The organism is Pseudomonas sp. W4I3, from assembly GCF_030816195.1.
Lineage (GTDB): Bacteria > Pseudomonadota > Gammaproteobacteria > Pseudomonadales > Pseudomonadaceae > Aquipseudomonas.
Genome location: NZ_JAUSXS010000001.1, coordinates 1798831 through 1820634, shown reverse-complemented (window position 1 = coordinate 1820634; position 21804 = coordinate 1798831). Strand labels below are relative to the sequence as shown.

21 protein-coding genes are annotated in these 21804 nt (G+C 61.1%); 7 read left to right on the top strand and 14 right to left on the bottom strand.

Features of this window, described 5'->3' with window-relative positions; translation table 11 throughout:
• Positions 1–51: 51 nt before the first annotated feature.
• The 10 genes from tadA to lptF form a co-directional block, all read right to left on the bottom strand.
• Positions 52–546, bottom strand: a complete 495-nt coding sequence (gene tadA, locus QF045_RS08205) for a tRNA adenosine(34) deaminase TadA (RefSeq protein ID WP_306491771.1) — start codon at positions 544–546, stop codon at positions 52–54.
• Positions 546–1928, bottom strand: coding sequence for a multicopper oxidase family protein (locus QF045_RS08200; protein WP_306491770.1), 1383 nt, complete (start codon positions 1926–1928; stop codon positions 546–548). Before QF045_RS08200 ends, tadA begins: the two co-directional genes overlap by 1 nt.
• A gap of 168 nt (positions 1929–2096) precedes the next feature.
• The gene (pdxJ, locus tag QF045_RS08195) at positions 2097–2840 is read right to left on the bottom strand and encodes a pyridoxine 5'-phosphate synthase (RefSeq protein ID WP_306491769.1); all 744 of its coding nucleotides are present in this window, start codon (positions 2838–2840) and stop codon (positions 2097–2099) included.
• Positions 2841–2891: 51 nt separating this feature from the next.
• The gene (recO, locus tag QF045_RS08190) at positions 2892–3581 is read right to left on the bottom strand and encodes a DNA repair protein RecO (protein WP_306491768.1); all 690 of its coding nucleotides are present in this window, start codon (positions 3579–3581) and stop codon (positions 2892–2894) included.
• Between the two features lie 245 nt (positions 3582–3826).
• Positions 3827–4729 carry a GTPase Era gene (era, locus tag QF045_RS08185; protein ID WP_005785147.1) on the bottom strand — a complete coding sequence of 301 codons (903 nt, stop codon included), beginning with the start codon at positions 4727–4729 and terminating at the stop codon, positions 3827–3829.
• A complete protein-coding gene (gene rnc, locus QF045_RS08180; RefSeq protein WP_003188856.1) occupies positions 4722–5411 on the bottom strand; it encodes a ribonuclease III in 690 nt (229 codons plus the stop codon). Before rnc ends, era begins: the two co-directional genes overlap by 8 nt.
• Positions 5412–5558: 147 nt before the next feature.
• A complete protein-coding gene (gene lepB / locus QF045_RS08175; RefSeq protein WP_104501797.1) occupies positions 5559–6413 on the bottom strand; it encodes a signal peptidase I in 855 nt (284 codons plus the stop codon).
• Positions 6414–6418: 5 nt separating this feature from the next.
• Positions 6419–8218 (bottom strand): translation elongation factor 4, encoded by a 1800-nt coding sequence (lepA, locus tag QF045_RS08170; RefSeq protein ID WP_003210439.1) that lies wholly within the window; start codon positions 8216–8218, stop codon positions 6419–6421.
• 257 nt (positions 8219–8475) lie between these two features.
• Entirely contained in the window at positions 8476–9555 is a 1080-nt protein-coding gene (lptG, locus tag QF045_RS08165) for an LPS export ABC transporter permease LptG (RefSeq protein WP_306491767.1), read from the bottom strand.
• On the bottom strand, positions 9548–10666 hold the full coding sequence (gene lptF, locus QF045_RS08160; RefSeq protein ID WP_306491766.1) for an LPS export ABC transporter permease LptF: 1119 nt from the start codon (positions 10664–10666) through the stop codon (positions 9548–9550). Before lptF ends, lptG begins: the two co-directional genes overlap by 8 nt.
• Positions 10667–10949: 283 nt before the next feature.
• Here lptF and QF045_RS08155 point away from each other — a divergent pair, with 283 nt between their 5' ends.
• The 5 genes from QF045_RS08155 to rlmF all read left to right on the top strand — a co-directional run bounded on the left by QF045_RS08155 (position 10950) and on the right by rlmF (position 17620).
• Complete coding sequence (locus QF045_RS08155; protein WP_306491765.1) at positions 10950–12440, top strand: leucyl aminopeptidase; 1491 nt, start codon at positions 10950–10952, stop codon at positions 12438–12440.
• Between the two features lie 147 nt (positions 12441–12587).
• Entirely contained in the window at positions 12588–13016 is a 429-nt protein-coding gene (locus QF045_RS08150; protein WP_306491764.1) for a DNA polymerase III subunit chi, read from the top strand.
• A 7-nt stretch (positions 13017–13023) separates the two neighbouring features.
• A complete protein-coding gene (locus QF045_RS08145; protein WP_306491763.1) occupies positions 13024–13401 on the top strand; it encodes a DNA polymerase III subunit chi in 378 nt (125 codons plus the stop codon).
• Positions 13402–13518: 117 nt separating this feature from the next.
• Positions 13519–16365: a valine--tRNA ligase gene (locus tag QF045_RS08140; RefSeq protein WP_306491762.1), complete on the top strand. Its 2847-nt coding sequence runs from the start codon at positions 13519–13521 to the stop codon at positions 16363–16365.
• Positions 16366–16603: 238 nt separating this feature from the next.
• Positions 16604–17620, top strand: a complete 1017-nt coding sequence (gene rlmF / locus QF045_RS08135) for a 23S rRNA (adenine(1618)-N(6))-methyltransferase RlmF (RefSeq protein WP_306491761.1) — start codon at positions 16604–16606, stop codon at positions 17618–17620.
• A gap of 180 nt (positions 17621–17800) precedes the next feature.
• On the opposite strand, the gene QF045_RS08130 is transcribed toward rlmF, so the two are convergent.
• On the bottom strand, positions 17801–18082 hold the full coding sequence (locus QF045_RS08130; protein ID WP_005785131.1) for an HU family DNA-binding protein: 282 nt from the start codon (positions 18080–18082) through the stop codon (positions 17801–17803).
• Between the two features lie 397 nt (positions 18083–18479).
• On the opposite strand from QF045_RS08130, the gene yejK reads away from it, so the two are divergent.
• Complete coding sequence (gene yejK / locus QF045_RS08125; protein ID WP_057701465.1) at positions 18480–19484, top strand: nucleoid-associated protein YejK; 1005 nt, start codon at positions 18480–18482, stop codon at positions 19482–19484.
• On the top strand, positions 19484–19834 hold the full coding sequence (locus tag QF045_RS08120; protein ID WP_306491760.1) for a glutaredoxin family protein: 351 nt from the start codon (positions 19484–19486) through the stop codon (positions 19832–19834). The genes yejK and QF045_RS08120 overlap by 1 nt, the downstream gene beginning before the upstream one ends.
• A 135-nt stretch (positions 19835–19969) precedes the next feature.
• On the opposite strand, the gene QF045_RS08115 is transcribed toward QF045_RS08120, so the two are convergent.
• The 3 genes from QF045_RS08115 to QF045_RS08105 all read right to left on the bottom strand — a co-directional run bounded on the left by QF045_RS08115 (position 19970) and on the right by QF045_RS08105 (position 21801).
• Positions 19970–20092, bottom strand: a complete 123-nt coding sequence (locus tag QF045_RS08115) for a hypothetical protein (RefSeq protein WP_306491759.1) — start codon at positions 20090–20092, stop codon at positions 19970–19972.
• Positions 20093–20248: 156 nt separating this feature from the next.
• Positions 20249–21226 carry a FecR family protein gene (locus QF045_RS08110; RefSeq protein WP_306491758.1) on the bottom strand — a complete coding sequence of 326 codons (978 nt, stop codon included), beginning with the start codon at positions 21224–21226 and terminating at the stop codon, positions 20249–20251.
• On the bottom strand, positions 21223–21801 hold the full coding sequence (locus QF045_RS08105; RefSeq protein ID WP_306491757.1) for an RNA polymerase sigma factor: 579 nt from the start codon (positions 21799–21801) through the stop codon (positions 21223–21225). Before QF045_RS08105 ends, QF045_RS08110 begins: the two co-directional genes overlap by 4 nt.
• Positions 21802–21804 lie beyond the last annotated feature (3 nt).

The following is a 21804-nucleotide window of genomic DNA, read 5'->3' as shown; positions in this document are numbered from 1 at the left end:
CCCACCGCCATCGGGAGCAAGCCCCCTCCCACATTTGCTTATCAGTGTTCTTTAGAGCGGTGGTTTGGTGCGCCGGGCCTTGAAGAATTCACTTAGCACCGTACCGCACTCCTCGGCCAGCACGCCGCCTTCGAACAGTACCTTATGGTTGAGAAAACCCTGGGTAAAAAACTGCCCCTGGCTCTGCACGATCCCCGCCTTGGGCTCCAGCGCGCCATACACCACCCGCGCGACCCGCGAATGCACGATCAGGCCCGCGCACATGCTGCAGGGTTCCAGCGTCACATACAGCGTGCTGCCCACCAGGCGATAGTTGCTGATCGCTTGCGCCGCGGCGCGGATCGCGACCATCTCGGCGTGGGCGCTGGGGTCATTGCCGCTGATGGGGCAGTTGAAACCGCGGCCGATGATCTCACCGTCCTGCACCAGGACCGCGCCCACCGGCACTTCACCCAGCGCCGCGCCTTGGGCGGCAAGCGCCAAAGCTTCGCGCATGAAGTCCTGGTCGCGGCTGCGGTCGATGATCGTCGGGCGAATCTGGCGCATCACGCCACCTCGATGGCGGCCATCAGGCCGGTTTCCATATGGTCGATCACATGGCAGTGGAACATCCACACCCCTGGGTTATCCGCCACCAGCGCCACGCGGGCGCGTTCGTTCTTACCCAGCAGGTAAGTGTCGGTGAAATATGGAATGACCTTGTGGCGGTTCGACGCAATCACCTTGAAGCTCATGCCGTGCAGGTGGATCGGGTGCTGATACTGGGTCATGTTCTTCAATTCGAAAATATAGCTTTTGCCCTTCTCCAACTTGGCAATCGGGCGGTCGGCGCAGGTCTTATCGGTAATGTCCCAGGCCTGGCCGTTGATCTGCCACAAGCTCGGCGGCTTGCCGTTATCGACGTTGACCGACACCGACCCGACCCACTCGAAATTGAAGTTGAGTTTTTCCGCATTGGCCAGGTCCGGTTCGGCAACCGGGTTGGCCGGCAGCGCCGCTGGCCATTCGCTCGGCGCGTCGCTGCTGGCAACCGAGCGGAACGTACCCAGGCGTACCGGGCCATTGCGGATCGACAGCTCTTCGCCCGCTGGCGGCGCCTTGATCGCCAGGCAAATCCGCATGCCGGGGCCCAGCCAGTATTCCTTGCCCAGCGGGCGCGGCTCGATGGGGTTGCCGTCCAGCGCGTAGATCCGCGCTTCGACATCCGGGATGTTGAGGCGATAGGTCAGGGTGTTGTCGAGGTTGAGCAGGCGCACACGGGTGATCTGCCCGGCCGGCAGGTCGATCACCGCCTGGGACACGCCGTTGATGGTGGACAAGCGTCCCGCCGTACCGCCACGCGCCGCTTCGCGAGGAATACTGAACGCCACAAAGGCGCCCTCTTCGTCCACGTGCCAGCTTTTCAGGCTGAGGGTGCGTTCGTGCTTGAAGCCGGTGGGTTCGCGCTCTTCGATGATCAACGGGCCGACCAGGCCACGGCCGAGTTCTTCGCTGCTGTTCACATGGGGGTGATACCAGTAGCTGCCGGCGTCGGGCACGCGGAACTTGTAATCGAAGTATTCCCCAGGCAAGACCGGCAATTGCGAGACGTAGGGCACGCCGTCCATCTCCAGCGGCAGGCGGATGCCATGCCAGTGGATGGTGGTGGCCACCGGCAGGTGGTTGATAAAGCGCACCCGCAGCCACTCGCCCTGGCGTACGCGCAACTCGGTGCCTGGCGCCGAGGGGCCGAACGCCCAGGCTTGGGTCTTATGGCCCGGCACCAGTTCCACGTCCAGCGGCGCGGCAATCAACTCGTAATCGTGCCCCGCCTCGGATTCGGCGACCTTTCCCAGCCAGTAGCGGTAGCCGCCACCGGCACCGACGCCCACTACGGCCAGGCCTGCAAGGCCACCCAGGATTTGTCGACGGGAAAAGGATCGGGACACAACAACCTCACGTATTTGCGGCAGGCCAAGGCCCGCAAAGGGCTGACACGATACACCTGCGCGGGCTAAACAGTAAGGGTTCGCATTGCCACACTCATGAAATCACAACAAATCAAATGTGGGAGGGGCTTGTCCCCTCCCACATTTTGAGCCTCTGCATGGCTTCACTTAGTGCTTGGCGGCGGCCAGGATCAGGGCTTTCATTTCGGCCACGGCGCCTTTGAAACCGACGAACAGCGCGTGAGCCACCAGCGCATGGCCGATGTTCAGTTCGTTGATGCCCTTGATGGCGGCTACGGCTTCGACGTTGTGATAGTGCAGGCCGTGGCCGGCATTGACGATCAGGCCTTCGCGAAGGCCGCAGCTCACACCGTCGATGATGCGTTGCAGCTCGTCGGCCACTTCGGTCGGCGTGGTCGCATCAGCATAGCGGCCGGTGTGCAGTTCGATGGCCGGGGCACCGACGCGGCGGGAGGCCTCGATCTGGCGCTCGTCAGCGTCGATGAACAACGACACTTCGCTGCCAATCTTCGACAGACGCTCCACCGCCGCCTTGATCCGCGCTTCCTGGCCGGCCACGTCGAGGCCGCCTTCGGTGGTCAGTTCCTGGCGGGTTTCCGGCACCAGGCAAATGTGCGCCGGGCGGATGCGCTCGGCGAACGCCATCATTTCCTCGGTGACGCCCATTTCGAAATTCATGCGGGTCTGCAGCACGTCCTTGAGCAGCAGCACGTCGCGCTCCTGGATGTGACGGCGGTCTTCGCGCAGGTGCACGGTGATACCGTCGGCGCCCGCTTCTTCGGCGTCCAGCGCGGCCTTGACCGGGTCAGGGTAACCGGTGCCCCGGGCCTGGCGCAGGGTGGCGACGTGGTCGATGTTGACGCCAAGAAGAATGCGATTGCTGGTGGTCACGGAAGCGCTCCTGAAAAGGGAAAGAATCGGTGCACAGCATACACGGGGATGTCAGGGCTTTCGAAACAACTCGCGACTGACCAGCGGCCGCCCGCCGAGGTGCACGGCCAGGGCCTGACGCATCAAGCGCTTGGCGGCGGACAAGGCCCCGGGGGCTGTCCAGTCCGCCTCGCTCATGGCCAGCAATTCGGCGCCCTGGAACAGGCCCGGTTGCAACAAGTAGACGCGTTCCAGGCCCGCGTCCACTTGTAGCCGATACATGCCGTCGGCGGCGACGGGATCGCCGTGCAGGTCGTTGTGCAGTTCAAAGCCGTAGCCCAGGTCATCCAGCAGGCGCCATTCAAAGGCGCGCAGCAGCGGCTCGAGGGGACGGCCTTCAGCCAGGGCAAGCAACGTGGCGGCGTAGTGATCGAAGACGCCCGGGTGCGGGTCTTCGGCGGGCAACAGGCGGATCAGCAATTCGTTGAGGTAGAGCCCGCTGAACAGCGCATCGCCAATCAGCCAGGCAGAGGTGCCGACGCTTTCCAGGCGGCCGACGTTCTTCAACTCGCCCTTGCCACGAAATTCCACGTCCAGGGCCACGAAGGGCCGCGCCAACGTACCGGCCTTGCCCCGTGCGCTGCGCAAAACCGCGCGCAGACGGCCTTGCGGCGTGAGGAAGTCCACCAGCGCGCTGGTCTCACGGTAGGCGCGGCTGTGCAGGACATAGGCGAGCTGGCTGGTGGGCGGGGATTGGGACATGGGTTCTCGATCTTGAAAACTACATAAACCTAATGTGGGAGGGGATTGCCCTAATGCCAGTCAGTTAAGGCTTTTTGTAGGAGCGAGCTTGCTCGCGAAGAACTCAGGCACTCCGCGTTTATTCAGAATGAACGCGTCGCCTGGACATTTTTCGCGAGCAAGCTCGCTCCTACAGAGGTCCACTTTCGCTTAACTGACTGGCAAGCCCCCTCCCACATCTTCAGCCCTGCGGTGTATTCAAGGCCTTACAGGTCGCCATAACCCAGGGAGCGCAATGCACGCTCGTCATCGGACCAGCCACCCTTAACCTTCACCCACAGGTTAAGCATGATCTTGGAATCGAACAGCAATTCCATGTCCTTGCGCGCTTCGGTGCCGATGCGTTTGATGCGCTCGCCCTTGTCGCCAATAATGATTTTCTTCTGGCCGTCACGTTCAACGAGGATCAACGCGTGGATGTGCAGGGTTTTGCCCTGCTGCTTGAACTCTTCAATTTCAACGGTGATCTGGTACGGCAGCTCGGCGCCCATCTGGCGCATGATTTTCTCGCGCACCAGTTCGGCGGCGAGGAAGCGGCTGCTGCGGTCGGTGATCTGGTCTTCCGGGAAGAAGTGCTCGTTTTCCGGCAGGTAGCCGGCGATCACGCGCTCCAGGGCTTCGAGGTTGTGCCCGTGCTGCGCCGAGATCGGCATGATCTGGGCGTTCGGCAGTTGTTCCTGCAGCCAGGTCAGGTGCGGCATCAGCTCGGCTTTGTCTTCGATACGGTCGGTCTTGTTCAGCGCGACGATCAACGGGCCGGTGACGTACTGCACGCGCTCGAGGACCATCTGGTCTTCGTCGGTCCACTTGGTGCGGTCAACCACGAAGATCACCACGTCGACGTCTTTCAACGCCGCCGAAGCGGTCTTGTTCATGTAGCGGTTAAGCGCTTTTTCACCGCCCTTGTGCATGCCCGGGGTGTCCACGTAGACCGCTTGCACGTTGCCTTCGGTCTTGATGCCCAGCATGTTGTGCCGAGTGGTCTGCGGCTTGCGCGAGGTGATCGCGAGCTTCTGGCCGAGGATGTGGTTCAGCAGCGTGGACTTGCCCACGTTCGGGCGGCCGACGATGGCAACATAGCCACAGCGTGTTGCGGTTGAATCAGTCATGGCCATTCTCCACGCCCAGGGCAATCAGTGCTGCAGCGGCCGCTACCTGTTCGGCAATACGACGGCTCACACCCTGACCTCGGCTTTTTTCGTTCAGTAAGGTGATTTCACATTCCACGAAGAACACGCGGCAATGCGGCTCACCCTGGATATCCACCACTTCGTAGCGTGGCAGTTCACAACCGCGGGACTGCAGGTATTCCTGCAGGCGGGTCTTGGGATCTTTGTTGGTGTCGACCAGCGTCAGGCTCTCGATTTCCGAAGCCAGCCATGCGACCACGCGCTCCTTGGCCGTCTCCATTCCTGCATCGAGGTAGATCGCACCGATCAATGCCTCCAGGGCATCAGCCAGGATCGACTCGCGACGGAACCCGCCGCTTTTCAATTCACCGGAGCCCAGGCGCAGGTACTCGCCCAAGCCGAAACCCCGGGCCAGCACGGCCAGGGTCTCGCCTTTCACAAGGCGCGCACGCAGGCGCGAAAGCTGACCTTCACGGGCTTGAGGAAAGCGCTCGAAGAGCGCCTCACCGGCGGCGAAATTGAGGATGGCATCACCGAGGAATTCCAGGCGCTCGTTATTGCGCCCTGCAAAGCTGCGGTGTGTGAGGGCAAGGACCATCAATTCCTGGTCCTTGAAGGTGTAGCCGAGCTGGCGCTCGAGACGACTTAGAGAAACGGTCACGGTTTATCCATATCTAGTTGGTGGCACCGGCGGCCATCGACGATTGACGCAGTGTTCAAATTCAAATCCTGATAGCTGCTGCAAGGAGCCGGAAAATGTCCAAGCCCCAGAAAAGCATTCGGCGCTGTGATCACAGCGCCGCCTGTATTACCTGATCAGCCCCACCCGCGAGAAGTTCGGCAGATGGCTAAGCTTGGGTTCCGGCCAACTCATCCAGACCGCGAAGGCTTTGCCGACGATATTCTCGTCGGGCACCATGCCCAGCAGGTCCTTGGGAATATTGGGGTCATCCCAGTAGCGGCTGTCGTTGGAGTTGTCGCGGTTGTCGCCCATCATGAAGTAGTGCCCGGCCGGCACTTTCCACTGGCCATCGGGCATCGCGCGGTAGCGGCTCATTTCCTTGCGGATCTGGTGCTCTACCGCACCGAGTTTTTCCTGGTACAGCTCGGCGCTGCCCAGGGTATTGGGCTCGGCGCCCAGCAACTTCTCGGCCACCGACTCACCATTGATGAACAGGCGCTTGTCGCTGGTATAGCGGATCACGTCGCCCGGCAGGCCGACCACGCGCTTGATGTAGTTGACGTTCGGGTCGCTTGGGTAGCGGAACACCATCACGTCACCGCGCTGCGGGTCACCGACCTCGATGACTTTCTTGTCGATCACCGGCAAGCGGATCCCGTAGGAAAACTTGTTCACCAGGATGAAGTCGCCCACGTCCAAGGTAGGCTTCATCGACCCCGACGGGATCTGAAACGGCTCCACCAGGAACGAACGCAGCACCAGCACGATGAACAACACCGGGAAGAACGACTTGCCGTATTCAACCAGCAAGGGTTCTTTGTTCAGCTTCTCGACCACCACCGCATCGGGCTGGCTGACGCTGCCCTGATACGACGCGATAGCCGCCCGCCGACGCGGGGCGAAGAACACCAGATCGAGCAACGCCAGGAAACCGCAAACGGCAACGGCGATGACCAGCAACAGCGGGAAATTTAGCGACATAGGACCTAACTATCCAACCTGAGCACCGCAAGGAAGGCTTCTTGTGGAATTTCCACGTTGCCCACTTGCTTCATGCGTTTTTTACCGGCCTTTTGCTTCTCAAGCAGCTTGCGCTTACGGCTTACGTCACCGCCGTAGCATTTGGCCAGTACGTTCTTTCTGAGAGCCTTGACGGATGTCCGCGCAATGATCTGCCCGCCAATGGCGGCCTGGATCGCGACGTCGAACATCTGGCGCGGAATCAGTTCTTTCATCTTTTCGGTCAACTGGCGACCTTTGTAGTGCGCGTTGTCCTTGTGCACGATCAGTGCCAGGGCATCGACCTTGTCGCCGTTGATCAGCACATCCAGTTTCACCAGATTAGCCGACTGATAACGGTCGAAATGGTAATCCAGCGAAGCATAGCCGCGACTGGTGGATTTGAGACGGTCGAAGAAGTCCAGGACGACTTCGTTCATCGGCAAATCGTAGGTCACTTGCACCTGGGTACCGAGGAACAACATGTCGTGCTGCACGCCACGTTTTTCGATACACAAGGTGATGACGTTGCCCAGGTGCTCCTGCGGAACCAGGATATTGGCCCGCACGATCGGCTCGCGCATGTCTTCGATGGACGACAGATCCGGAAGCTTGGACGGGTTGTCGACGTAAATCGTTTCACCGGTTTTCAGCGCCAGCTCAAAAATAACCGTTGGCGCGGTGGTGATCAGGTCCAGGTCGTACTCGCGCTCCAGGCGCTCCTGGATGATTTCCATGTGCAGCATGCCCAGGAACCCGCAACGGAAGCCGAAGCCCAGGGCGTCGGAGCTTTCCGGGGTGTACTGCAGCGACGAGTCGTTAAGGGTCAGTTTCTGCAGGGCTTCGCGGAAGTCTTCGAAGTCGTCGGAGCTGACCGGGAACAGACCGGCGTAGACCTGCGGCTGGATGCGCTTGAAACCCGGCAGCACGTCGACATCGGGAGTGGAACTCAAGGTCAGGGTGTCACCTACCGGTGCCCCATGAATGTCCTTGATACCGGCGATGATGAAGCCTACTTCACCGGCTTTCAGGTCAGTGGTGGCGGTGTGCTTGGGGTTGAATACACCAACGCTGTCCACCAGGTGGATCTTGCCGGTGGACTTGACCAGGATCTTGTCGCCCTTCTTCACGCGGCCGTGACGCACGCGCACCAGGGAAACGACGCCCAGGTAGTTGTCGAACCAGGAATCGATGATCAACGCCTGCAGCGGATCTTCGTAGTTGCCGGTTGGCGCGGGGATGGTCTTGACCAGGCGCTCGAGCACTTCATCAACGCCCAGGCCGGTCTTGGCGCTGCACTCGACGGCGTCGGTGGCGTCAATGCCGATGATTTTTTCGATTTCTTCTTTGACACGGTCCGGATCGGCCTGGGGCAGGTCGATCTTGTTCAGCACCGGCATGACCTCAAGGCCCTGCTCGATGGCGGTATAGCAGTTGGCCACGGATTGGGCCTCGACGCCCTGGCCGGCGTCGACCACCAGCAAGGCACCTTCACAGGCCGCCAGCGAGCGGCTGACTTCGTAGGTGAAGTCAACGTGGCCGGGGGTGTCAATGAAATTCAGCTGGTACTTGATGCCATCTTTGGCGGTGTAATACAGAGTAACGCTATGGGCCTTGATGGTGATCCCGCGTTCACGCTCGAGGTCCATGGAGTCCAGGACCTGGGCTTCCATCTCACGCTCGGCAAGGCCGCCGCACATCTGGATGAACCGATCGGCCAGCGTCGACTTGCCATGGTCAATGTGGGCGATGATGGAGAAATTGCGGATATGACTCAAATCACTCACGGATCAACACTCAAAAAGGCTGCAGGCAGATTGCCCGCTGAAAAATAGCCGGGAATTGTACCTGATGCTCAGCCCGGACGTCATCTTTGCTGACCAACACAAAAAAGCCCCGTTTCCACGGGGCTTAATACTGTAGGAGCGAGCTTGCTCGCGAAGATCGTCAATGATGTCGCGTTAATCCTGAATGAGCGCGTCATTTCGCAGATTTTCGCGAGCAAGCTCGCTCCTACAGTGGGTGGCACTTCACGTGCGTGTAATCAGCCGGCTCGGCGCAACAACCAGAACCCGGCGACGGCGCAGATAAACGTGGGTACCAGCACCGCAAATAACGGCGAGAAGCCAAATACCAGGCTCGATGGCCCCAGCAGGTCCTGGGCGATGCGGAAGGTAAAGCCCACCAGCACGCCGGTGAATACCCGCTGGCCGAGGGTCACGGACCGCAACGGGCCGAAGATAAAGGAGATCGCCATCAACACCAGCGCGGCGGTGACCACCGGTTGCAACACCTTGACCCAGAACGCCAACCAGTAGCGGCCGTTATTCAGGCCCTGCTCCTTGAGGTAGTGGATGTAGCTCCACAGCCCCGAGATGGGCAGGGTTTCCGGAACCATGATCACCGTGTTGAGCAGTTCCGGTTTCAGCGCGATGTCCCATGTCTGGGTGGGTTCGTTGACCACTTCGGTGCTGGCCTTGATGCCCTCGCCCACATTGTGGAAGAGCGTGGTGGTGACGTCGCTCAGTTGCCACTTCTCGCCATCGTACTGCGCGCGTTTGGCGAAACTGGAGCTGAGCATGTGCCGCTCCTTGTCGAACGTGTAGCGCGTCACCCCGACCAACAGCCCGCCGGGCTGCACGGCGTTGATGTGGATGAACTGGTCACCCTGACGGTGCCACAGGCCGTGCTTGGAGCTTTGCGCATCGCCCGAACCCTGGGCCAGGGCGCGATTGGCCTGGGCGGTGGCTTCGGACGGCGGCGCGACGTATTCGCCGATCAGCACGCTGCACGCCATCAGCAGCAGCATGGGTTTCATCACCGCCCAGACGATACGGCCGATGGACACGCCCGCGGCGCGCATGATGGTCAGCTCGCTGTTGCTCGCCAGGGTGCCCAGGCCGATCAGGCAACCGATCAGGCCGGCCATCGGCATCATGTCGTAGAGACGCCGCGGCGCGGTGAGCGCCACGAAGCTCAGTACGTCCATGACCGTGTAGGTATCGGTGACGTTGCCCACTTCGTCGATGAAGGCAAACAACGAGGCCAGGCCCAGAATAATGCCCAGTACCGCCAGGATGGCGATCAGTACGCTGCTACCAATGTAGCGATCGAGCTTAGCCACGAGCCAACTCCTTCAGGCCACGACGGCTCTTCATTTTCAAACGGATAGGCTCCCAGTACAGAAGTCCCAGGCCGATCACCAGGAAAATCCCGTGCACCCACCACAGGCCCAGGGCGGGCGGTATCTTGCCCTTCTCCAGAGAGCCACGGGCGGAAATCAGGATGGTCAGGTAGGCCATATACAGCAGGATCGCCGGCAGCAGCTTGAGGAATCGACCCTGACGCGGGTTGACGCGCGACAGCGGCACCGCCATCAAGGTCACGATAAACACCAGCAGCGGCAACGACAGGCGCCATTGCAGTTCGGCGATCGAGCGCAGTTCCTGGCTACCGAACAGCGACGCGGTCGGCAGCGCATCGCGGTCGGTGACCTCGTCGCTGATGTCCGGCTTGGGCAGCATCACGCCGTAGGTGTCGTACTTGATCACGCGGTAATCGGCCAACCCTGGGCTGCCATCGTAGCGATAGCCGTTGTCCAGGATCAGGTAGCGGCTGCCGTCGGGGCGTACTTCCTGGCGACCGCCGTCGGCCACCAGGATCGAGATGCCACGGTCTTTCTGGTCGGCGCCGAGGTTTTTCTGGGAGATGAACACACCGCTCAGGTTGGAACGGTCTTCGGTCATCTCTTCGGTGTAGGTCACTCGCGTGCCGTCGTTGAGCGCCTGGAAACGCCCGGGTTCGAGGGTGTCGAACTCGGTCATCGCGTCCTGCTTGTTCAGCAGCAGCTGGAACTGCATGGCCCCTTGAGGCGCCAGGCTCAGGCTCAACCACGCCACCACCAGGGCCACACCGGCGGCCGGCACCATGGTCATGGCCAGCAAACGCTGCTGGCTCATGCCGGTAGCCGACAGCACCGTCATCTCGCTTTCGAGATACAACCGGCCATAGGCCAGCAGAATGCCAAGGAACAGGCCGAGCGGCAGGATCAGCTGCAAAAAGCCCGGCAGGCGAAAGCCCATGATCAGGAACAAAGAGCCCGGATCCAGAGCGCCCGAGGCGGCCTGCGCGAGGAATTTGACGAAACGACCACTCATGATGATGACCAGCAATACCGCACTCACGGCACTCAGGGTCAACAGGACTTCGCGGGATAGATAACGGAAGACGATCAAACCAGACACTCCAGGGTTGTCAGGCTAAGGCGGCCAAACAAGCAAGCATACCGAGTCGACCCGTTTGCGCGGGCCGGCTAAAAAGATGGCGCATTATCCTGTGATTGACCGCGCCTGTCACTGCGCAACCTCATGCGCGCGCACAAAGCGTGCTTGGAGGGTTGTCAGGCTCCGCCGGCGAGGTTCAAACTGCGGCCTTTGTCGCTGGCGGTTTACAACGCTGCCAAGCTTTAAAGCCTGGGTACAAACGCCAGGCTCACCGACCTTTATAAGGGACCCGAAAATGGAATTGGTTGTAAAAAGCGTTAGCCCCGAAACGTTGAAAACCGCCACCCTCGTGGTCGCCGTCGGCGAAGGCCGCAAACTCGGCGTTGCCGCCAAGCAATTGGATGAACTGAGCGGCGGCGCCATCAGCGCCGTGCTCAAGCGCGGCGACCTGGCCGGCAAAGTAGGCCAGAGCCTGCTGCTGCAGAGCCTGCCCAACCTCAAGGCCGAGCGCGTATTGCTGGTGGGCGTGGGTAAAGACGCCGAGCTGGGCGACCGCCCTTTCCGCAAAATCATCAGCGCCATCCTCAGCACCCTCAAGGGCCTGGGCGGCACCGATGCGGCACTGGCCCTCGATGAAATCGTTGTCAAAGGCCGCGACAGCTACGGCAAGACCCGCCTGCTGGCCGAAAGCCTGTTGGACGGCGGCTACATCTTCGATCAGTTCAAGAGCCAGAAAGCCGAACCCCGCGCGCTGAAGAAGATCACCCTGCTGACCATCAAGGCCGCCCAGGCTGAAGTCGAGCGCGCCGTGACCCACGCCCAGGCCATCGCCAAGGGCATGTCGTTCACCCGCGACCTGGGCAACCTGCCGCCGAACATCTGCCACCCGACCTTCCTCGGCGAACAGGCCAAGGCGCTGGGTAAAGAATTCAAGGGCCTGAAGGTTGAAGTGCTGGACGAGAAAAAGATCAAGGACCTGGGCATGGGCTCGTTCTATGCCGTGGGCCAGGGCAGCGACCAGCCGCCACGCCTGATCGTGATGCAATACAACGGCGGCAAGAAGTCCGAGAAGCCTTACGCCCTGGTCGGCAAAGGCATCACCTTCGACACCGGCGGCATCAGCCTCAAGCCAGGCGCCGGCATGGATGAGATGAAGTACGACATGGGCGGCGCCGCCAGTGTGTTCGGCACCCTGCGTGCCGTGCTGGAACTCAAGCTGCCGGTCAACCTGGTGTGCATCCTGGCCTGCGCCGAGAACATGCCGAGCGGCGGCGCTGCCCGCCCAGGCGATATCGTCACGACCATGAGCGGCCAGACCGTGGAAATCCTCAACACCGACGCCGAAGGTCGCCTGGTGCTGTGTGACGCGCTGACCTATGCCGAACGCTTCAAGCCGCAGGCGGTGATCGACATCGCCACTTTGACCGGTGCCTGCGTGGTTGCCCTGGGGGCCCACACGTCGGGCCTGCTGGGCAATAACGACGAACTGATCGAGCAACTGCTCAGCGCCGGCAAGGCCGCCGATGACCGCGCCTGGCAGCTGCCGCTGTTCGATGAGTACCAGGAGCAACTGGACAGCCCGTTCGCCGACATCGCCAACATCGGCGGCCCGAAAGCCGGCACCATCACCGCCGCGTGCTTCCTGTCGCGCTTCGCCAAGAACTTCAACTGGGCGCACCTGGACATCGCCGGCACCGCCTGGACCAGCGGCGGCAAGGACAAAGGCGCCACTGGCCGTCCGGTCCCCCTGCTGACCCAGTACCTGCTCGATCGCGCCAAAGCCTAACCCTGTAGGAGCGAGCTTGCTCGCGAAGGTCGTTAACGATGACTTGGTACATCAGGTCAATCGCGGCGACCTTGCGTTTTTCGCGAGCAAGCTCGCTCCTACAAATTCCGGGACGATCACCCTGTCGTCCCGGTCTCAGGAACCGCAATGACCCAAGTCGACTTCTATATATTGCCCAGCGCCGACCCGTCCGCGCGCCTGGATTTTGCCTGCAAGCTCACCGAAAAAGCCTGGCGCATGGGCCATCGCATCTACCTGCATTGCAGCGATGCCGCCCAGCGCGAGGACCTCGATGCGCGCCTGTGGCGCTTCAAGGGCGAAAGCTTCGTGCCCCACGGCCCCGCCGAATCTGAACCCGACAGCCTGGTAGTGCTGGGCCTGGGGGACCATTGCGGCGATCACCATGACCTGCTGGTCAACCTCGACCTGAAAGTACCGGCCTTCGCCAAAGCATTCGCCCGCGTGGCGGAAGTGGTGGTGGAAGACCCGGCTATTCGTCAGGCCGCGCGGGAGAGTTTCCGTTTCTACCGCGAACAGGGCTATCCTCTGCAGGATCACCGGCTACAACGACTTTGAGTACATGATGGACACGCCCAACCCGCTGAAAAAAGACGACCACCTGCTGGACGACCTCGAGTCGATCCGCCAGTTGCTGGGTGATGATGGTTTACAACCGCCGCTGTTGACCGAACCGGTCGAGGGCGAGGTACAGATTCCGCTGTTGTTCGACATGATCGGCAACAAGCCTGCTGCACCGGAGCCAGTGGTGCCAGAACCCGCTCCCGCCGCAGAAAAAGCCCCCGACGCTTTGCTGCTGCACCTGGACAACGAACTGCGCGCCGCCGCGCAACTGATCATGCAAGACGTGATCGACGACTTTGCCCCGCATATCGAAGCCGAGATCAAGCGGCGGATGGATGCGCGGATGGAGCGGCTGATCGCCGCAGCTACAAGTAATTAGCTGCAAGCTGCAAGTTCAGAGCACTGCAATTGGCTTGCAGCTTGTAGCTTGCAGCTGCTCCCCCCCGTTATACTTGCCGGCTTTCCTGAATAAATGCCAACTAGGGTCCCGCCGCGCATGGATAAGACCTATCAGCCCCACGCTATCGAAACTTCCTGGTACAACACCTGGGAGTCCGAGAACTATTTCGCCCCACAAGGTGCGGGCGACTCCTACACCATCATGATTCCGCCGCCGAACGTCACTGGCAGCCTGCACATGGGCCATGGCTTCAATAACGCGATCATGGATGCGTTGATCCGCTTCCGCCGCATGCAGGGTCGCAACACCCTGTGGCAACCGGGCACCGACCACGCGGGTATCGCCACCCAGATGCTGGTGGAACGCCAACTGGAAGCCACCGGCCAAAACCGTCACGACTTGGGCCGCGAGAAATTCCTGGAGAAAATCTGGGAATGGAAAGACCAGTCCGGCGGCAATATCAGCCGTCAGATCCGTCGTCTGGGCTCGTCCGTGGACTGGAGCCGCGAGCGCTTCACCATGGACGATGGCCTGTCGGAAGCGGTGAAGGAAGCTTTCGTGCGCCTGCATGAAGACGGCCTGATCTACCGCGGCAAGCGCCTGGTCAACTGGGACACCAAGCTGCACACAGCGATTTCCGACCTTGAAGTGGAAAACCACGACGAGAAAGGCTTCCTGTGGAACCTCAAGTACCCACTGGCTGACGGTGCCAAGACCGCTGAAGGCAACGATTACCTGATCGTCGCCACCACCCGTCCGGAAACCATGCTCGGCGACGCCGCCGTCGCGGTTAACCCGAACGACGAGCGCTACCAGGCACTGATCGGCAAGTTCGTCGAGCTGCCGCTGGTGGGCCGCCGCATCCCGATCATCGCGGACGACTATTGCGACCCTGAGTTCGGCACCGGCTGCGTGAAAATCACCCCGGCCCACGATTTCAACGACTACGAAGTCGGCAAGCGCCACAACCTGCCGCTGCTCAATATCTTCGACAAGAACGCCGCCGTTCTGCCGGCCTGCCAGGTATTCAACCTGGACGGCACGCTGAACGAGAGCATCGACGGCCAGATCCCGACCGAATACGCCGGCCTCGACCGCTTTGAAGCGCGCAAGCAGATCGTCGCCGCCTTCGACGCCGCCGGTTTGCTGGTGAGCGTGGATGACCACGCGCTGAAAGTGCCGAAGGGCGACCGTTCCGGCACCGTGATCGAGCCGTGGCTGACCGACCAGTGGTACGTGTCCACCAAGCCGCTGGCCGAGCCGGCGATTGCCGCCGTGGAAGACGGTCGCATCCAGTTCGTGCCCAAACAGTACGAGAACATGTACTTCTCGTGGATGCGCGACATCCAGGATTGGTGCATCAGCCGTCAGCTGTGGTGGGGCCACCGGATTCCGGCCTGGTACGACGAGTCGGGCAAGGTCTACGTAGGCCGCGACGAAGCCCAAGTGCGTGCCAAGCACAACCTGCCTGCGGACCTGGTGCTGAATCAGGACAACGACGTACTGGACACCTGGTTCAGCGCTGGCCTGTGGACGTTTTCCACCTTGGGCTGGCCGGAAAAAACCGAGTTCCTCGAAAAATTCCACCCCACCGACGTGCTGGTCACCGGCTTCGACATCATTTTCTTCTGGGTTGCCCGGATGATCATGCTGACCATGCACTTGGTGAAGAACGACGACGGCACCCCGCAGGTTCCGTTCAAGACCGTGTACGTGCACGGTCTGGTACGCGATGGCCAGGGCCAGAAGATGTCTAAGTCCAAGGGCAACGTCCTGGACCCGCTGGACATCATCGACGGTATCGAGCTCGAAGCGCTGGTACAGAAGCGCACCTCGGGCATGATGCAGCCGAAAATGGCGAAGAAGATCGAGAAGCAGACCCGCGACGAGTTCGCCGACGGCATTGCCAGCTACGGCACCGACGCCCTGCGCTTCACGTTCTGCTCGCTGGCCTCCACCGGCCGCGACATCAAGTTCGACATGGGCCGCGTCGAAGGCTATCGCAACTTCTGCAACAAGATCTGGAACGCCGCGCGCTACGTGCTGGATAAAGGCGAAGACTGCGGCCAGAACGGCGAAGCCGTTGAACTGAGCCTGGCCGACCGCTGGATTATTTCGCAGCTGCAGCGCACCGAAGCCGAAGTGACCCGACAGCTCGACCAGTTCCGTTTCGACCTGGCCGCACAGGCGCTGTACGAGTTCATCTGGAACCAGTATTGCGACTGGTACCTGGAACTGTCCAAGCCAGTGCTGTGGGACGAAAACGCGCCGGTCGAACGCCAGCGCGGCACCCGTCGCACCTTGGTGCGTGTACTGGAAGTGGCACTGCGCCTGGCGCATCCGTTCATGCCGTTCATCACCGAAGAAATCTGGCAGCGCCTGGCGCCGCTGGCCGGTATCCAAGGCAAGACCATCATGCTGCAACCTTGGCCGGTGGCCAATGAAGCCCGTATCGATGAGGCTGCCGAAAGCGATATCGAATGGCTCAAGACCCTGATGCTCGGCACGCGCAACATCCGCGCCGAGATGAACATCGGCCCAGGCAAGCCGCTGGCCGTGTTCGTCAAGAACGCCAGTGCCGAAGACCAGCGTCGCCTCAGCGAGAACGACGCGTTGCTCAAGAAACTGGCCAAGCTGGAGTCGATCACCGTATTGGCTGCAGGCGCCGAAGCACCGCTGTCCGCCACCGCATTGGTCGGCGAGATGGAAGTGCTGGTGCCGATGGCCGGCCTGATCGACAAGGGCGCGGAACTGGCTCGACTCGACAAGGAAATTGCCCGCCTGCAAGGCGAAGTACAGCGCGTGGGCGGCAAACTGTCCAACGCGGCGTTCGTCGACAAGGCGCCGGCGGAAGTCATCGAGAAGGAGCGCGCCAAGTTGGCCGAAGCTGAACAGGCTTTGGGCAAACTGGCCGAGCAACATGCGCGGATTTCCAGCTTGTAAGGTGGACCCCGCGTGAGAAAGAGGCCTTCGGGCCTCTTTTTTTTACCTGGTTTTCACCAATCCCTCACTGGCAATACAGTCAATGTGGGAGGGGGCTTGCTCCCGATGGAAGTGTGTCAGTCGACATCTTTTTGGCTGTTACACCGCTATCGGGGGCAAGCCACCTCCCACATTTGACCGAGGGCACCTCAAGAATGTGTGACAATGCCCACCACTTTGAGCCAAACCCAGAATCAACATGACCGCCCCCACTACGCCCAAACCTCCACGCAAGAAGCCCAAGGCCGCAGCCACGGCCAAACCCGTCGTGCCACGCAAAGAGGCTACCCTGCATCCGCGCAACCGCCACACAGGCCGTTACGACTTCCCGGCGCTGATCAAGACCACGCCCGAGCTGGCGAAATTCGTGATCATCAACCCCTACGGCAAGGAAAGTATCGACTTTGCCAGCCCGGATGCGGTGCGGGTGTTCAACCGGGCGTTGCTCAAGTCGTTCTATGGCATCCAGCACTGGGACATCCCCGCCGATTACCTGTGCCCGCCGGTGCCGGGGCGTGCCGACTATGTGCACTTCCTTGCCGACCTGCTGGCCAGCGTCAACGACGGCAAGATTCCGCGCGGTTCCATCGTCAAGGTGCTGGACATCGGCATGGGCGCCAACTGCGTCTACCCGCTGATTGGCTACATGGAATACCGCTGGAACTTCCTGGGCTCGGAAGTCGACCCTATCGCCGTGGCTGCCGCCAGGGCCATCGTGCAGTCCAACGACCTGAGCAAGGTCATCGAGCTGCGCCAGCAACCCAATCCCAAGCAGATCCTGCTGGGCCTGCTGGAACCGGGCGAGCGCTTCGACCTGACCATGTGCAACCCACCGTTCCATGCCTCCATGGATGAAGCGACCAAGGGCAGCGAGCGTAAATGGCGCGCCCTGGGCAGGGCCGACCCCAAGCGCAAGTTGCCGGTGCTGAACTTCGGTGGCCAGTCGGCCGAGCTGTGGTGCGAGGGTGGTGAAGCGCGTTTCGTCACGCAACTGATTGCTGAAAGTGCACACTTTGCCCACAAGGTGTTGTGGTTCAGCACCCTGGTGTCAAAAGCGTCAAACCTGCCCGCGATCGAGACCGCGCTGAAAAAAGCCGGCGTGCTGGAAAGCCAGGTGGTGGAAATGTCCCAGGGGCAGAAGCAGAGCCGCTTTGTGGCCTGGACCTTCCAGACCAAGAACGAACAGCAGATCTGGCGCCAGCGCTGGGTGCGATAGCACCCACCTGTAGGAGCGAGCTTGCTCGCGAAGATCTCGTAGGCACCGCGTGCATCCAGGATGACCGCATTATCGTTAACGTTTTTCGCGAGCAAGCTCGCTCCTACCGTTAAATGCCAAATCGCAGGCAACAAAAAACCGTGCCCGGATCACTCCGGAGCACGGTTTTTTTACTGCGTCTTACTTGTTAACAGCGTCGGTCAGGCCTTTGGCCACAACCAGCTTGATAACTTTCTTGGCAGCGATTTCGATGGCAGCGCCAGTCGAAGGGTTACGGCCAGTACGGGCAGGACGCTCGGTCACTTTCAGCTTGCCGATACCTGGCAGAGTGATTTCGCCGCCATTTTCCAGCTGATCAGCAACGATCTGGCCCAGTTGGTCCAGCGCTGCGCGCGCGGTGGTTTTTGGCGCGTCGATAGCTTCAGCGATATCAGCGATCAGTTGGTCTTTAGTCAAAGCCATTGTGGTGTTCCTTCCCTATCAAATTCATATGGATTGCAGAGTGCAGTGTCAGCCGTCGAGCCCGACCGTCGTGGGTCTGGCGCCCCGGCTATAACCTCGGAGAACGGGGTTATAGATGCTTGAAACGGGGATTGGTTCGACCTGACAAATGCTGAATGCACGCTTAACGCCGAGACTTGGCGTAAGACGGGGCAAAACTAGCACAGCGACGGGGAAATATCCGCCTCAACATACCCATTTGGTCAGCTTTATCGCTCTAAACCGTGAAAAAAAGGCATATGCCCGGTCGGAGAAGGTCCAAAACGCCCTTCCAGGCGCGTCTTGACCAATGGGTGCGGTACACTGGGCAACTTTTTGGGGGAGGCTCACCGCTCCCCTTCAACCAGCCGAGAAGCCTATGCCGATCCGTCATTGCATCGTCCACCTGATCGACAAAAAACCCGACGGCACACCCGCAGTCCTACATGCGCGTGATTCGGAGCTGTCCGAATCCGCCGCCATCGAGAACATGCTTGCCGACCTCAACGAGAGCTACAACGCCAAACAAGGCAAGGCCTGGGGTTTCTTCCATGCCGAGTCCGGCGCGCACCCGTTCAGCGGCTGGTTGAAGGAATACTTTGACGGTGGCCAGGATTTCACCGCATTCAGCCGCACGGCCGTGGAGCATCTGCAGAAGCTGATGGAAGAGTCCAACCTGTCCACCGGCGGGCACGTGCTGTTCGCCCACTACCAGCAGGGCATGACCGACTACCTGGCGATCGCGCTGCTGCACCACAGCGAAGGCGTGGCGGTGACCGATGAGCTGGACGTGACCCCCTCGCGCCATCTGGACCTGGGCCAACTGCACCTGGCAGCGCGGATCAACGTCTCCGAGTGGCAGAACAACAAGCAATCCAAACAGTACATCTCGTTTATCAAGGGCAAGAACGGCAAGAAGGTCTCGGAATATTTTCGCGACTTTATCGGCTGCCAGGAAGGCGTCGACGGCCCGGGCGAAACCCGCACCCTGCTCAAGGCGTTCAGCGACTTCGTTGAAAGCGAAGACCTGCCGGACGAGTCGGCCCGCGAGAAAACCAAGACCCTGGTGGACTACGCCAGCAGCCAGGCCAAGCTCGGCGAGCCCATGGGCCTGGAAGAATTGTCCGGCTTGATCGATGAAGATCGGCCCAAAGCGTTCTACGACCACATTCGCAACAAGGACTACGGCCTGTCGCCGGAGATCCCTGCCGACAAACGCACCCTCAACCAGTTCCGCCGCTTCACCGGCCGCGCCGAAGGCTTGTCCATCAGTTTTGAAGCGCACCTGCTGGGCGACAAGATCGAATATGACGAAGCCGCCGGCACCTTGATCATCAAGGGCCTGCCGACCCAACTGACCGACCAGCTCAAGCGCCGTAACTGATGCTGGGCGGCGTGTTCAAGAAAGTCCTGCTGGTGCTGCTGGTCGTGGTGGTGATTCAGAACTGGGGCAAGATCGAGCGGCTGTTCAACCCCTCGCAAGTGGTGTCGGAGCAGGTACGCGCCTCGGCGCGCGTGGTGCTCTACGCCACCGAGTGGTGCGGCTACTGCAAACAGACCCGCCGATTTCTGGACCAGAAAGGTATTCCTTACCAGGCCTTCGATATCGAAAAAGACGCCCAGGCGCGCAAGGCGTATGAAGCGTTGGGCGGCGGCGGGATTCCGTTTGTGGACGTCAATGGCACCCTGATTCGCGACTACAACCCCGAGGCGATCATGGCGGCATTGAAGTAACCCAGTCTGTAAAACACAGCAGATCAAATGTGGGAGGGGGCTTGCCCCCGATAGCAGTGTGTCAGCCAGCCTATAGGTAGCTGACACACCGCAATCGGGAGCAAGCCCCCTCCCACATTGGGTTTTGTGGTGTGTTTAGAAATTGGCTTCGAGCGATACCATCGCCGTGCGCTCTTCCCCTACGTTGTAATACGCCGTACTCGGTGCCAGCCCATTGACCGGTGCCGAGTTGAACGCCACGGTACGCGCCGAGCTCAAGTACTCCTTGTCACTGACGTTGCTCTGTTGAACGGGCAGAGGTAGGTGGCTTCCTGACCGCTTGCTCAGGAAACCCAGGGATGATCCACGGCACGTGTAACCGTTTGGTGACAGGTTGGAGTGATTGCGATGAAGGTTCGGCGAACGGATGCGGGCCTAGCGCAACACGATCATGCGGCCCAGCAACGCGTGCTGTTCAAAGCCCAAAACCGCTTGCAAGGCGTTCAACACGGCGACCGGGTCTTTGCTTGGGAAGCTGCCGCTGACACGTTTGGCGCCCATCTCGTTATTGAGCAGCAAGATGCGGCCGGGGTAGTAGCGCGCCAGGTCCTCGATCACCTCGGCCAGCGGCGCCTTGTAATAATTGAGCCACCCCTCGCGCCAAGCGAGGCGGGCTTGGCTGTCGACCGAACGCAGCGGCTCGGCCACCCCATCGGCGTAGGCCACTTGCTGGCCTGCCGTCAGAATTTGCTGCGGCGCCCGCCTGGAGGGCGTCACGCCAACCCGGCCGGACAACACGGTCACCTGTGCCCCCGCCGGTTGCAGGCGCACTTCGAACTGCGTGCCCAGCACCGTCGTCGCTCCACTGCCCGCTTCGACCACAAAGGGCTGCCCGGTGTGGACAACCTGAAAAAAACCAGCGCCTCGACGCAACTGGATATGCCGCTCGCCATGGCTGAAATCCACGGCGATGGCGCTGTCGGCGTCGAGGGTGACGTGGGATTGATCGGCCAGGGTGACGGTCCTCACCTCCCCTGGCGCCGTCACGTAGTCGGCGCCCAGATCATCGACCCAGCGCGACGGCTGCCAACCGGCGCCCATCGCCACCATCAGCAACAGACACGCGGCCATGGCCAAGGCGCCGGACCAGCGCAGCCTGCGCGAACGCCTGGAACCGCTCATCGCATCGAGGTAGCCCTGTAAGGCCTGCGCATCTTCGGTCGCTAACGTGCGCGCCGGGACTTCGCTCAACTCCCACAGCACCTGGGCCTGGGCGTAAGCCTCGATGTGGGCGGGATCGGCCCGCAGCCACTGGCTGAACGTGGCTTGGTCGCCGCTGCTGGGCTGGTCGTGCAGCAGGCTCAGCCAGGCGAGCGCGGCCTGTTCCTGGGCGGGCGTGGGCGTAACGTTCACGGGGCTTTCCCTGGCGTGCGTGGCGGCGGTGGCTCGCGAAGGCTGGCCTTGCAGGCTTCGAGTGCTCGCATCATATGTTTTTCCACGGCGCTCTGGGACAAGCCCATCGCCTTGGCGATCTGTGCGTATTTGCGACCATGGATGCGGTTGAGCAGGAAAATCTGCCGGGTGCGCTCGGGTAAACTGCGCAAGGCGGCTTCGACATGACGCAGATCATTGCCCGCTTCGAGAGCCGCCTGGGGCTCGTCGCCCTGGTTGTGCTGTTGTTCCGGCAGCCATCCTTCGTTGCTGCGCGCGCGGGCACCTTCGCTGCGCAAATGGTCGATGGCGATATTGCCGGCGCAGCGCAGCAGGTAAGTGCTGAGTTCTTCGACCTGCACCAGCGGCCGACGCCAAAAACGCAGGAACAGGTCCTGTACCAGGTCAGCGGCGGTGGCACGGCAACCGACACGGCGGCTGACCAGCGCTTCCATCTGCGAACGCTGGGACAAAAACACCTGCAGAAAATGCGCACGCCCACCGGCCGCATCGGGGTGCGAACTGTCCGGGGTTTTGGGCGGCGGGCTGATCATCATCGG